The organism is Pseudoalteromonas sp. AOP31-A2-14, assembly GCF_052378035.1.
In the GTDB taxonomy this organism is placed as follows: domain Bacteria; phylum Pseudomonadota; class Gammaproteobacteria; order Enterobacterales; family Alteromonadaceae; genus Pseudoalteromonas.
The window spans coordinates 83,141-96,945 of sequence record NZ_JBQSXI010000001.1 but is presented as its reverse complement, the minus strand read 5'-3'; the positions used below and the strand labels follow the sequence as shown (position 1 = coordinate 96,945).

General features: G+C 37.8%; 8 protein-coding genes. 6 read left to right on the top strand and 2 right to left on the bottom strand.

What is annotated here, in order from left to right; genetic code table 11:
* Window positions 1–5: 5 nt before the first annotated feature.
* From ACT3S9_RS00430 to ACT3S9_RS00405, 6 genes are read left to right on the top strand one after another with little or no spacing between them, the layout of a single operon-like run.
* Window positions 6–2,729, top strand: coding sequence for a DNA methyltransferase (locus ACT3S9_RS00430; protein WP_444750616.1), 2,724 nt, complete (start codon window positions 6–8; stop codon window positions 2,727–2,729).
* Complete coding sequence (locus tag ACT3S9_RS00425; RefSeq protein ID WP_444750615.1) at window positions 2,722–4,650, top strand: DEAD/DEAH box helicase; 1,929 nt, start codon at window positions 2,722–2,724, stop codon at window positions 4,648–4,650. The genes ACT3S9_RS00430 and ACT3S9_RS00425 overlap by 8 nt, the downstream gene beginning before the upstream one ends.
* Entirely contained in the window at window positions 4,650–5,918 is a 1,269-nt protein-coding gene (locus tag ACT3S9_RS00420) for a GIY-YIG nuclease family protein (RefSeq protein WP_444750614.1), read from the top strand. The genes ACT3S9_RS00425 and ACT3S9_RS00420 overlap by 1 nt, the downstream gene beginning before the upstream one ends.
* Before the next feature lie 7 nt (window positions 5,919–5,925).
* On the top strand, window positions 5,926–7,053 hold the full coding sequence (locus ACT3S9_RS00415; protein ID WP_444750613.1) for an exonuclease SbcCD subunit D: 1,128 nt from the start codon (window positions 5,926–5,928) through the stop codon (window positions 7,051–7,053).
* A 10-nt stretch (window positions 7,054–7,063) separates the two neighbouring features.
* Window positions 7,064–10,126 (top strand): AAA family ATPase, encoded by a 3,063-nt coding sequence (locus ACT3S9_RS00410; protein WP_444750612.1) that lies wholly within the window; start codon window positions 7,064–7,066, stop codon window positions 10,124–10,126.
* Window positions 10,127–10,146: 20 nt separating this feature from the next.
* Window positions 10,147–11,181 (top strand): hypothetical protein, encoded by a 1,035-nt coding sequence (locus ACT3S9_RS00405; protein WP_444750611.1) that lies wholly within the window; start codon window positions 10,147–10,149, stop codon window positions 11,179–11,181.
* 336 nt (window positions 11,182–11,517) lie between these two features.
* Here the strand turns inward: ACT3S9_RS00405 and istB are convergent, their stop codons facing one another.
* Both istB and istA read right to left on the bottom strand, forming a co-directional pair.
* Complete coding sequence (gene istB / locus ACT3S9_RS00400) at window positions 11,518–12,270, bottom strand: IS21-like element helper ATPase IstB (RefSeq protein WP_208835222.1); 753 nt, start codon at window positions 12,268–12,270, stop codon at window positions 11,518–11,520.
* Window positions 12,263–13,756, bottom strand: coding sequence for an IS21 family transposase (gene istA / locus ACT3S9_RS00395; protein WP_443490040.1), 1,494 nt, complete (start codon window positions 13,754–13,756; stop codon window positions 12,263–12,265). The genes istB and istA overlap by 8 nt, the downstream gene beginning before the upstream one ends.
* Window positions 13,757–13,805 lie beyond the last annotated feature (49 nt).

Here is a 13,805-nt window from a genome sequence, read left to right as displayed (position 1 = left end):
ATTAAATGAATATTACCCAAATAGAAGAAGTCGTTAAAAAGTTAGCGTCAGATGTTATAGCTAACCAAGTTAACAAAGATGAGTTTATTTACGAGCTAATGGCGGCTTACGGTCACCGTAAAACAACTATTGGTCGTATAAAATCAGGTGAGCGTAACTTAGCTAAGCTTCAAGGTGAAGTAAGAGCTAAACGCCATATTTACTTTAAGCAAAGTCAGAGTAATTGTGTGTTGTCAGACATTGATAACATGAAGAAAGAGCCATCTGTTGCTCGTGACAAAATTCGCTTTGTTATTGCTACTGACTTTAATCAGTTTGTTGCCCTAGATACCCGTACCCACGATACCTTAGACATTGAATTTACCGAGTTAGGTAAGCATTTCGATTTTTTCTTACCTTGGGCGGGAATGGAAAAAGCCGTTTACCAAGGTGAAAACCCTGCTGATGTTAAAGCCGCTGAAAAAATGGCTAAGTTATTCGACTTAATCAAAGCCGATAATTTTAACGAAGAAAGTAAAAATGACACCAACGCACTTCATAGCCTAAACGTATTCTTAACGCGCTTACTTTTCTGCTTCTTTGCCGAAGATACTGGCATATTCAAACAAAACCAATTCAGCGCTGAGCTTGAATCACATACTAAGGTAGATGGTTCAGATGTTGATACTTACTTAAACCGTTTATTTAAAGTTTTAAATACCAGTAAAGAAAGCCGTGGTGACTTACCGGATTACTTAGCAAACTTCGAATATGTAAATGGTGGTTTATTTGCAGATACTATTTCGTCACCAAGATTTTCGACTAAATCACGCAAAATGCTCATTGAGTGTGGCAGTGAACTAGATTGGTCTGATATTAACCCTGATATTTTTGGTTCGATGATCCAAGCGGTAGTTCACCCAGACCAGCGTGGTGGTATGGGTATGCATTATACCTCGGTCACTAACATCATGAAGGTAATCGAACCACTGTTTTTAGATGAACTTTATGCTGAATTTGAAAATATTGAAGACAATATTTATGCTAAGTTAAAACCAAGCCGTTTACGTAAACTCCATGATCGCATTGCTCAAATTAAACTATTCGACCCCGCTTGCGGCTCAGGAAACTTCTTGATCATTGCCTTTAAAGAACTACGCAAGCTTGAAATGGAAATCATCAAACGATTACAAGAGTTAGATCAAAATGAAAATCAAGATGATCTGTTTGGTGATGTTGGCTTAGATTCATCCTTTTCACGTATTAAGCTATCTCAATTCTATGGTATTGAACTAGATGACTTTGCTCACGAGGTTGCGATTCTTTCGCTTTGGTTAGCCGAGCATCAAATGAATGTTGAGTTTAAAGCCGAGTTTGGTGAGTGTGAGCCTACATTACCATTGCAGAATGGTGGTCAAATTATGTGTGGTAACGCGACCCTGCTGGCTTGGGAATCTATATGCCCTAAAGATGGAGAGATAATGGTTTTTGGTAATCCTCCATATTTAGGATTCTCCCAACAATCTCAAGAACAAAAAGCCGAAATAAAAAAGGTTTGGGGTAAGCCTATTAAACTAGATTACATATCTTGTTGGTTTAAAAAGGCTTCGGAATTTATTCAAAATACCAATGGAAAATTTAGCTTTGTTACAACGAATTCAATTTGTCAGGGCGAGCAAGTTGCACTGATGTGGCCAACAATTCTAAATGATAAAATTGAAATAAGTTTCGCTATCCCTTCTTTTAAATGGGCTAATAACGCAAAGCATGTTGCAGGTGTATATTGTTCAATTATCGGGTTGTCAAATAAATCCAATCAAGAAAAGTTTTTAGTAAATGAAGGGTTCAAGAGAAAAGTTAAACATATCAATTGCTACCTAACCGCAGGTAGTGATGTTTTTGTGAAAAAACGTAGCTCTCCAATTTCAAATATACCACCAATGACATTGGGGGACATGGCTAAAGATGGTGGCAATTTGTTTTTATCCAAAGATGAGAAAGATCAATTTCTTGAGGAATATCCTGATTGCTCAAAGTTTGTGAGAAATCTTGTAGGTTCGGAAGAGTTTATTAAAGGTAAAAAGAGATGGTGTTTATGGGTCGATGAAACTGATTATCCCGAAGCAAATGAAAACATTTTTTTGCGTGACCGTTTTGAGAAAGTAGCTCAATCTAGGCTTGCTAGTCCTAAAGCTGCAACACAAAAGTTCTCTGAATACCCATACAGATTTGTAGAAATTCGAACTGAACACACGAGCAAACTACTTATCCCAACTGTTTCATCGTCAAGAAGACCTTATATTCCAATAGGCTTCTTTACAGAACAGGATATTGTAAATGCACCTAATAATGTCATATATAACCCAGAACCTTATATCTTTGGTGTAATTCATTCAAAAATGCACATGGCATGGGTTAAAGCTATTGGAGGTAAACTCAAAACAGATTATAGATATTCTGTAGCTTTAATTTACAACAACTATCCAATACCAAAGCTAACCGAAGAGCAAAAAAATGACATTTTCTCAGCAACGTTAAATATTTTAGAGGTTAGAGAAAGTTACTCGGCAAACACTATTGCTCAATTATATGATCCAGATAAAATGCCAGAAGATCTTCGAGTTGCCCATGGAAAATTAGATACTTCTGTTGATGAAATTTATCAAAGCCTTCCTTTTAACAACGATGACGAACGGTTGGAGTGCTTAATTAATCTATATGATGTAATGACAGGAGGTCAAAATGCGTAATTTAATGGAATTCAAATATGCCCAAAGTGGTGCCAGTTCAAATACCAATGACATGGGCATGCGAGCAATGCAGTCTCGTGCCTATGAAGGAAGAAATAGCCAATACTTGCTATTAAAAGCTCCTCCTGCATCTGGTAAATCGCGAGCATTAATGTTTTTGGCACTGGATAAACTTCATAACCAAGGCGTTAAAAAAGCGATTGTAGCTGTGCCAGAACGCTCTATAGGTGGTTCGTTTAGTACCACTGAGCTTAGCAAACACGGTTTTTTCTGTGATTGGGAGGTTGAAGAAGATAATAACCTTTGTACTCCTGGTGGTGAACCAAGTAGAACTAAAGCGTTTAAACGCTTTATGGCTGGTGACGATAAAGTACTTATTTGTACACATGCAACGCTACGTTTTGCCTTTCAAGAAGTAGAAGATACCGATTTTAATGATTGCTTGATAGCTATTGATGAATTTCATCATGTGTCTGCTGATGGTGAAAATGTATTAGGTGATGTTTTACGCTCGATTATGGCTAACAGTAGTGCTCATATTGTTGCTATGACAGGTTCGTATTTTCGTGGTGATAGTGTACCTGTATTAACACCTGAGCTTGAAGCTCAGTTCGACAAAGTATCATTTAACTATTACGAACAACTTAATGGTTATAACTACCTTAAATCACTCGGTATTGGTTATCACTTCTACCAAGGTAAATATACTGAGGTTATTCATGAGGTGCTTAACTCTGAAGAAAACTATGGTAAGAAAACCATCATTCATATCCCTAACGTTAATTCTGGTGAATCAACTAAAGAAAAGTATGATGAAGTAGATGCCATTCTTGAGGTGCTAGGTGAAGCAGGTAAACGCGACCCAGAAACTGGCGTTATTCCGGTAACAAGACCAGATGGCACCGTGATAAAAGTGGCCGATTTGGTTGAAGAAAATGACCGTGATGTCATTCAAAACTACCTGCGTAATATTAAACACCTTGATGATATGGATGTGATCATCGCACTTGGTATGGCAAAAGAAGGCTTTGATTGGGAGTATTGTGAGCATGCTTTAACCGTGGGCTACAGAAGTTCGTTAACGGAGATCATTCAGATAATTGGTCGCTGTACTCGTGATAGTGTAAACAAAAAGCATGCGCAGTTTACTAACCTAATTGCTCAGCCTGATGCGGAAAATGACCAAGTAACGATTGCCGTAAATAATATGCTTAAAGCAATTACCTGTTCATTGCTAATGGAGCAAGTATTAGCACCCAACTTTAAGTTTAAAGCCAAAAAAGATGATGACTTTGAGCCAGCACCACCGGGTACAATGAAAATTGGCGGCTTTAAAGAGCCAAGTACTAAGCGTACTAAAGACATTATTGAATCTGACTTAGCTGATTTAAAAGCGGCAATTTTACAGGATGACAAAGTAATTGCTGCATCAGCAGGTAAAGTTGACCCAGAAGTCGTTAATAAAATACTTATCCCTAAGATAATTCAGCGTAAATACCCTGATTTAACAGAAGCTGAAGTTGAGGAAGTTCGTCAACAAGTAGTCGTTGATTCAGCAGTAAGTACTGCAGAAGTTAGTGAACAAGGCGGTAAAAAGTTTGTTCGGTTAGCCGATAAATTTATTAATATTGATGAACTAAGTATCGATTTAATTGATCAAATTAATCCATTCCAAAAAGCCTTTGAGATATTGTCAAAATCAGTAACCACTGACGTACTTAAACTTATTCAAGAATCGATTCAAACCACACGTATTCAAATGGATTTTGATGAAGCTAAATTGTTATGGCCTAAAGTTAAACAGTTTGTTCATGAAAATGGCCGTGAACCTGATTTAAACGCGTCTGACTTTACCGAAAAACGTTTGGCTGAATGCTTAATCTACATCAAGCAAGAAAAGCGCAAAAGGATGCAAGCGTAATGAAAAATGAAGAATGGCAAAAATTAAAGTCGATGGAAATGGACGACTGGTTAACCTTCATTAATGATGATGACGAATTAGGGCTTACAGCGGTAAAGGTTAAATCGAAAGCACCAACGGCTGATGAGCACTTAGTTGCTAAGTTTCAAGAGATAAATGACTTCTATAAAACTAATGGCCGTTTGCCTGAAAACACTATGGCTAACATTAGTGAGTTAATGTTGTTTAAGCGTTTGGATTCAATCAGAGGTAATGATACCCAATGCCATGCATTAGTTGATTTTGATGAATTTAATTTATTGCCATTAACGCATGAAGTAGCTGAGCCTGCGGCAGAATACAAGCCAGAACCTGAACCAAAGCCAGTGGTAAAAGAGATTAACTCTGTTGAAGACATATTCGCTGATGATGACTTTGGTTTACTGGGTGATTCTGACGATAGCATTTTTAATATAAAACATGTGAAGGCAGATAAACGCGCTGAAAGTGACATGGTTGCTAGGCGTAAGTCATGTAAGGACTTTGCCAAATACAAAGACCTTTTTCCTGTTGTTCAGCAAGAGCTAAATAGCGGACAACGTAAAATTATTGAGTTTGATGATAAAGGTGAAAAGCTTCAAGCTGGTGAATATTATGTGTTAAGTGGAGTGCTGATGTATCTCGAACATATAGATATCACCAGTGAAGCAAAAACTGTGGATGGAAAGCGTTTCAGAAAGGATGGAAGGACTCGGTGTATTTTTGAAAATGGTACAGAGTCGAACATGCTTTATCGCTCTATTGCTAAGTCTTTATATGCTGATGGAAAAATGGTTTCACCAAAAGGCGATCATTTCTCTGGTATTAAAAGTGTTGATGACGACGATGAGTCGGCAGGCTTTATTTATATATTATCAAGCCAAAGTAAAGACCCTCGCATTAATTCAATTGCTAACTTATTTAAAATTGGCTATTCAACAACACCTGTTGGGAAGCGAATTGCCAACGCCAAAAATGAACCAACGTACTTAATGGCTCCCGTAAATGTTGTAGCTGAGTATGAGTGTTACAACATGAACACGCAAAAATTTGAAAATCTAATCCATACCGTATTTAAAGATGTTTGTATTGAAGTTGAAATAGCAGATCTACAGGGCAACATGTGTAAACCGAGAGAGTGGTTCAGCGTACCAATCGAGCAAATAAATACCGCTATTGAGCTAATAGTAAATGGGCAGATTGTTAATTACAGATATAACTCAACAACGAATAAAATAGAGTTTAGATAAGGATATTATGAAATTTATACATACTTCAGATTGGCATATTGGCCGTCAATTCCACAATGTTTCATTACTTGAAGATCAAATGCATGTACTTAATCAATTGATTGAATATATCAAAAATGAAGACGTTGATGCTTTAGTTATTGCTGGTGATATTTATGATCGGTCATTACCTCCTGCGAACGCCGTTGAATTGCTTGATAACGTTTTGAAATCTATTTGTATGGATTTAAACATCCCAATAATTTTAATACCGGGTAATCACGACAGTGCAGAGCGAGTTAGGTTTGGCGCTAAACAAATGAAAGAGTCCGGCTTGCATATTATTGGTAATTTAAATGAAGTAATAGAACCTGTACTTATCGAAGTAAAGGGAGTTGAAGTCGCTTTTTATGGTATTCCTTACTGTGAGCCGTTAATGGTTAGAGATACTTTCGATGTTGAGGTTAAAAGCTTTGATGATGCTCATACTTACTTAGTTGATGAAATAAAAAATGTTATGTCTGATCAGCAAGTAAATGTTTTGATTAGTCATTGTTTCATCGATGGTGCAGCAGAGTCTGACTCTGAAAGACCTTTACAAATAGGCGGTGCAGATAGGGTTAGTTATCAACCCTGTGTTGAATTTGATTATGTTGCTTTAGGCCATCTTCATAGCCCTCAGTACAAAGGGATGGAGCATATTCGATATTCTGGTTCAATTATGAAGTATAGCTTTTCAGAGCAAAACCAGAAAAAAGGCATTACCCTTGTTGAAGTAGATAAAACTGGGCTTGTTTCGCAAACACATTTACCGTTAAAACCTTTAAGAGATATGAGGGTTATAGAGGATGAGTTAGAGACGATTCTAGAACAAGGAAAAGTAGACCCTAACAACGATGATTACTTGCTAGTAAGACTAACTGATAAACATGCCATTTTGGATCCTATGGGTAAATTGAGAGCCGTATACCCCAATGTATTGCATTTAGAGAAACCAGGTATGCTAGAAACTAATACTAGTCAGTTAAATCAAGAGTCATTAAAGCAAGGTGAGTTAGATATGTTTAAAGATTTCTATTCTCAAATTGCAGGTCAAGAAATGTCAGAGGAACAAAGCAAATTGGTTTCTGGATTAATTGATGGATTAACAAAATAAAGGAATACACATGAAACCACTTAAACTAACAGTTCAAGCCTTTGGTCCCTTTGCTGGAACTGAGCACATAAAATTCGATGAATTAGGATCGAATCCTTTATTTTTGATTAATGGCCCTACCGGAGCGGGTAAAAGCTCGATATTAGATGCAATTTGTTTTGCACTTTATGGCCAAACAACTGGAGCTGAACGTTCAGCTTCACAAATGCGCTGTGACTTTGCTGATATTAAATTATTAACCGAGGTTACATTAGATTTTAGCTTAGGTGAAAAAAGTTACCGTATAACACGTATTCCAATGCAAGAAAGAGCAAAAAGCGTGGGTGAAGGTACTACATCTCAGAATTCGAAAGCAACATTGTGGGAGCTTAATGGCACTAATAGTAATCGTTTGATAGTGTCTTCGAGCGTCAAGGATGCTGACACTGAAATTAAGGGACTAATTGGACTAGACGTAGAGCAATTTAGACAGGTAATGGTATTACCTCAAGGTAAGTTCAGAGAACTTTTATTAGCTGATTCAAAAGATAGAGAAAAAATATTTAGTCAGTTATTTCAGACATCTATTTATAAAAAAATTGAAGATGCATTAAAAGTTCAAGCAGCAGATATAAGAAAAGCCGTAGAAGAGCACCGGAGTAAAATTAAAGGAATTTTAGAAGGAGCGGAAGTTAACACTGAGGAAGAAATTAAAACAGGTATTGAGGCTATCAAGCCGGAACTAGAAAATGCACTCGAAGAGAAAATAGCAGCAGATACTAAAGTCAAAAACTCCGAAAAAACGATTGAAGTAGCTAAGCAATTGTTGAAGAAATTTGAAGATGCCAATACAAAAGACACAGAGCTTGAGCAACACAAGCTTTCTAGTGAAAAAGTTGAAGATAAAAAACGCCAACTTAAATTTGCTTCAATTGCTCAAAAGATTCAGCCTGTGTTTAACACTAAAAACAACTTAAGCAAAACATTGGCTGAGATAAAGCAAAAGCTTAAAGATAGTAGCACTGAGTTATCAGATCTAGACTCTAAACTTAAGAGTTCTATTAATGATCTTTTTCAAGCAGAAGAAGCACATAAAGCTATAGATTCATTACAAAAAAAACACACACTACTCGAACAATACGCAAAACTTGCTGATGATTTAGCACAAGCAAAATCTATATTCTCTGCAATTAAAGCGAAGGCTGTCGAGAGTAAATCATTATTCGAATCTAAACAAAAAGTTATAGAAGAAATTAGAAGTATAATAACTGAAAAAGAACAGAAGCTAGAAAAGTTATCTACTGAAATAAATACGTTATCTGATGAGCAAATTTTATTAGATAAATTAAGCCAAACACTTAAAAAACGAAATGATTTAGAAACATTGGCTGATGAGTTATCTAAATTAAAACAATTAACCTCTGAGAAAAAAATTGTTTTAGAAAATTCGGAGTCAGAGTTAGCTGAAAAGTCACAGTCAGCTAAAATGCTTGAGCTTTCATGGCATGCCAATCAAGCTTCAATTTTGGCCGCAGAACTTTCTGATGGTGAACCTTGCCCCGTTTGCGGTAGTTTAGAGCACCCTAATGTTGCTAATTTAGATGAGTCTAGCTCTATCGCTACAAAAGAAGATGTTGATGAAGCTAGAAGTGTTGTCATTCAACTAACTCAAATACGTGATCTGGCAAAGTCAGCTCATGACGAAGCCCTTAGCAATGAAAAAGTAAAAGAGGGTTTGGTCACTAATCTAAAAGATGAGTTGGGCGAAACTGCTACTCAGTCAGTGCACGTAGTTAAATCAATTCACACAGGCCAAGAAGTAAAAGTGAATAACCTTCTCTCTATTAAAGAGAATATAAAAACATTGAGAGCTAGTCTCATAGAAGATAAAGATAAGTTAACAACAACCCAAAGCGCTATTGCAGAATTAGACGAAAGAGCATCTTCTGATGATAAACAGTTAACTATTAAAAAATCTAACGTTGACCAACTTGAAAGTCAGCTCCCTGAGGAGTATCGAGATATTAAAGGGCTTAACGCTGAAACCCTTTCTTTGTCTAAAAAAATAACTTCCTTAAATGATACGCTTACCTTTGCTAGGAAATCTAAAGAAGGTCAACAGTCAGCATTTGATAGAGCTGAAGCCACCAATAAGTCTATATCCAGTCAATTATCTGAAATTGAAAAACAGAGTGTTCAGGCCAATACATATTGGGACACAGCCTTATCCGAAAGTATTTTTGAAGATGATAATCAATTTAAAAACTCTTTGCTTAGTGATGAAAGCCAAGTTCAGCTAAATGCTGATATCGAAGCATATAAATCTAAACTTGATACCTTAACTGGTGCTAAGTCACAACTGGATGCTGAATTAAAAGACAAGAAAAGACCTGAACTAGATCATATTGAAGGTGTCCTTGCCCAAACTAAATTAGCTTTTAAAGCCAAAGATGATGAATGGAGACGCCTAGAAGAACGCAGCAATCAGCTTGTATCTGTTCAGAAAAAATTAGTTGCAGCACATAAGAAAAATGAAGAATTAGAAAAACAGTATAAAACTGTTGGTACTTTATATGAGGTATCAAATGGTTTAACTGGAGATAAAGTGAGTCTACAACGATTTGTACTCAGTGTTCTTCTCGATGACGTTTTAATACAAGCTTCACAGCGACTCACGATCATGAGCAAAGGTCGATATCAATTAATTAGGAAAGAAGAGCGTGCTAAAGGAAATAAGGCATCAGGCTTAGAAATGGAGGTTGATGATGCATACACTGGAAAATCTCGCCCAGTAGCGACTCTTTCTGGTGGTGAATCATTTATGGCAGCTTTATCATTAGCTCTAGGTTTATCTGATGTCGTTCAGTCATACTCTGGCGGAATAAAGCTCGATACGTTATTCATAGATGAAGGTTTCGGTAGTTTAGACCCTGAATCACTCGACTTGGCCATTCGTACTCTAATTGACCTTCAGTCAACAGGTCGCATGATTGGTATTATCTCTCATGTTACAGAGTTAAAAAGCCAAATGGGACATAGAGTTGATGTCACATCAGGAAGGTCTGGCAGTAAAATTTCTGTTATTGCAGCTTAATAAATTAGAGAGGAAAAAGTATGGAATATATCCACTATAAAAAAATAAAACGAAGCCTAGTAAAACATGACCTACAAAACAATATGTTTGAAATACACAAGGAAGGAAAAGAGGGTGAAAGTCTGGAAGCATCCATACAGGTTGCACCCGGTGTAAAACAGGAAGGGCATATCTGGTTTTCGTGCTTACTTGATCAAGATATCATTCAGCTTTTGAGTGAGGCTAAAATCTCAGTACCAAAGGAATTTACCTTAGGGGTGTGTGAAAGAGGTAAGTATTTTACCTTTGACCTGAGTTTTGCAATTGAAGATATCGAAGAGATAATTGCACTATTTCTGAGTCAGCTATTAGATGTGTTTTACGGTAAACCCAATCAAACCATTCAGATTGATGTAGAAGACTTAGGCAGTGATAATGACCATTTTGACCATACGCTAGCTAGCTTATACCGTGACGCAGGTATAAGCGGCTTTGATTTTGATGTTTTCTCTGAGCCAGAAAAAATAAACAGCCTGAAAATCGCTGCTGATACTGAGCTTTTTAAAAGTATAAAGTTACTAAAAGAAAAAATAGACGTTATAAACAATGACGATAAGTATAAAGGATGGGATGATTATTTATTAGCTAACCGTGAAAGAGATAAAGAAAGGCTCCCATTATACAAAAAGCATTTCTATATGCTTTGTGAATTTTATGCTGAGCATCTTTTTGATTACTTACTTCCTTACAATGGGGAGCTAACGTGGGAATATTATGCAATAAAGCATCACTTTGACAATTGGTTAATACCTGAATACCTAGAAATGGTTAATCATTACCGTTCGATGATGAAAAGACCTGAAGCATATGAATATTTAGATAAACGTCTAGATGATTTAAATCAGGTTATTCAAAAGGTTCACGAAGTACCTGGTATTGAAAGGTCTAAAGTGTACAAATTACTTAAACTAAATGGCCGTTCATATGGTTCGATTATTACTAGTGTTTTAGTTGCGAATAACGTTATTAAAGAAGTACAAGTCGGAAGTAAAAAAATATTGTCCCCAATTAGCTAATTACTGACTTCCAAGCCTTCACTAGACATTTTCTAACATATCCCAGAGCTAGTATATTTGAATATAGGGTTAGCTCCTATATTCAAATATAATCTGAAACATTAATAATAACCCCTTCACTTTTCATTGATTTGTATGATCCTCCTTTTGTGTTAACCATTAATCTAAGATCATTTTCAATATATTTAGGGATGAGCTTGACGACTTTTGACTGCTTTTTCTGCGGCTTTGGCAGCTCTTTCTCTTGTAAATTTTTAATATGTGCTATTAAATTATCTAGCGTCAATTAACTTGGCCGGTTCCGCGTCAATTATCTTGGCCGGTTGACACCGAATTTTATTTGCTCTTATTGAGCGCTGTTTTGCGTCGGTAACTTTCACCTTCGCAATGAATAATCGTTGCATGATGAACCAAGCGATCTATTGCCGCTACAGTCATCGTTGAATCATCAAATAGTTCATCCCATTGTTCGAATGATTTGTTTGATGTGATGATCATGCTGTGTCGCTCATAGCGATGGGCTATCAATTCAAACAGCACGCTCGTTTCCTGTTCCGTTTTTCGTACGTAACCAACGTCATCAACGATTAATAAGCTGTATTTATCGAGCTTTACAAGTTCGTCTTGCAAGCGTAAATGTCGCTTTGCTTGCTGGAGTTGTTGAACAATCGCTGACGCGGCAACAAACTTAACTTTATGGCCCTGCTCGATAAGGCCATAACCGATACTACTGGCGATATGCGTTTTACCAAGACCACTGGCGCCAAATAGCAATATATTGCCACCGTGCTTCAACCAATCCGGCTGATTTATTAAATCAGCAACAAGGGGCTTACTAACCCCATCAACAAGGGTAAAGTCGAAGCTGCTAAGGTGTTTACCCACGGGCAATTTTGCATCTTTTAAAAGCCGCTGAAGGCGTTTATCATCGCGTGTCGCAAGTTCAATATGGCACAGCTCAGATAAGTATTGCTGTGGGCTCCATTGTTCTTCTATCGCTTTTTTGCCCAGGGTATTCCACTGTTGAAGCATGGTGCTAAGCTTTAATTGTTTCAGCATTAAAGGTAACGAGGCCGTGAAGTTATCCATGTAGACCTCCCGGTATCATGCTGCTATAAGCGCTCAAGCTGTGTTGCTTTATTGTTATTGTGGGTATGTTTGATGCAATCACTAAAAATTGCGCTTCACATTCTCGGATGGCCGGTAATTGTCGCTGAGTAATTGACGCTGCTACAAATCGTCCTAATTGACGTTCGCACCCACTTTGTTTTGCTAAATGGAGCAGTTTTACCATGTAATAGCTCGCTTCATCCGCTAAAAGGTGGGCATTAACGTATTCCCAAATAGCTTTGTAATTGTCGCTTGGAAGTAAGTCGTCACGTAGTTGTGAGTAGCGAAATGCCAATGGTTTTTTAACCAGTGCGTCAATAACATGCAAGTAACTAATATTACGTGCACGGCATCCTTTAGAAGCATAGACACGCGCTAACGTTTGAACTAAATCGCTGCCATAGTGCAGCTCTAAACGGTTGTCATATAAACGAACCAGTAATCGGCTACCAATAAGGCGTGACGGGACGCTATAGGTAACACGTTTCAATGAAATAGTACTCGTACGTGACACCGTTAGATAATGCTCGGTGTAATTGACGCTCATCGTCCGTGGTAAAGCATGTAATTGTCGCTGCTCTACTGCGTATTTATCACTTACACGGCGATTACGGCGAGCTACAATGTCGGCAACAAACGATTCATAGACTTCTCTTGTCTGAAAGTCATAACTACCACGGATTTTTAATGCTTGCTCCAGTTGCGATTTAAGATGCCCATGAGGGCTCTCAATAGCCCCATTTTCATGCGCAATACCGCGGTTATTGCGGGTCGCTTTAAAGCCATAATGGGTGACTAATTCATTAAAGCGCTCTGTAAAATCGTTATCATTAGTGTGATTACGATAGGCGGCACTCAGACTGTCTGTACGCACTTCTTTAGGCACACCGCCGGCTGCTTTAAATGCGTTTTGCACGCCATCAGAAAAAGCAGCAAAGCTTTCACCGCCGTAGATCACTTGGGCGTAAGCCCAGCCACTGGCGGGCATACGATAATGAAACAACATATGCTTTAAGGGTTCACTAGCAATGGTAACGGGTGACTTCACATGTGTAAAATCACACATACCTAATAGGCCATACTCGTGTGTTTGCAGGAATACGACCTCTTTACTTGAGCCATACAGTGCCCGCCATTTATGAATTCGACGCTCTAATGTACGCCGTGAGCTAGGGTTAAATTTGTCGGTGTGAAACTCGCAAAGGTGATCAAAAATTCCCACCGGAGTTAACGTTGCATCACCTTGAAGTAGAGGGACAACAATACTGTCCCAGATAGACTCAAGTGGATCTATACGCGTTCGCCATTGGCGTTTATTAGACAATGGCTGCTCATCCAGTTTATCAATGCGCCTTGCTGAACGTTCTGAAATACCTGCTTTCGCAGCCGCGATAACTTGGCTATTACGTTTTCTATGTTTCATATAAATAGTGACCTGCTGATCAGTGATTCGTGTTCCCGGCACAGTGAACTCCTCCGTTCTGCTGTACCGAACCTTATCAGATCAACCGGCC

Coding starts and splice junctions, on each gene's coding strand:
- ACT3S9_RS00415 (WP_444750613.1), top strand. CDS start 5,926: ATGAAATTTATACATACTTCAGATTGGCATATTGGCCGTCAATTCCAC.
- istB (WP_208835222.1), bottom strand. CDS start 12,270: ATGGATAACTTCACGGCCTCGTTACCTTTAATGCTGAAACAATTAAAG.
- ACT3S9_RS00430 (WP_444750616.1), top strand. CDS start 6: ATGAATATTACCCAAATAGAAGAAGTCGTTAAAAAGTTAGCGTCAGAT.
- ACT3S9_RS00425 (WP_444750615.1), top strand. CDS start 2,722: ATGCGTAATTTAATGGAATTCAAATATGCCCAAAGTGGTGCCAGTTCA.
- ACT3S9_RS00420 (WP_444750614.1), top strand. CDS start 4,650: ATGAAAAATGAAGAATGGCAAAAATTAAAGTCGATGGAAATGGACGAC.
- ACT3S9_RS00405 (WP_444750611.1), top strand. CDS start 10,147: ATGGAATATATCCACTATAAAAAAATAAAACGAAGCCTAGTAAAACAT.
- ACT3S9_RS00410 (WP_444750612.1), top strand. CDS start 7,064: ATGAAACCACTTAAACTAACAGTTCAAGCCTTTGGTCCCTTTGCTGGA.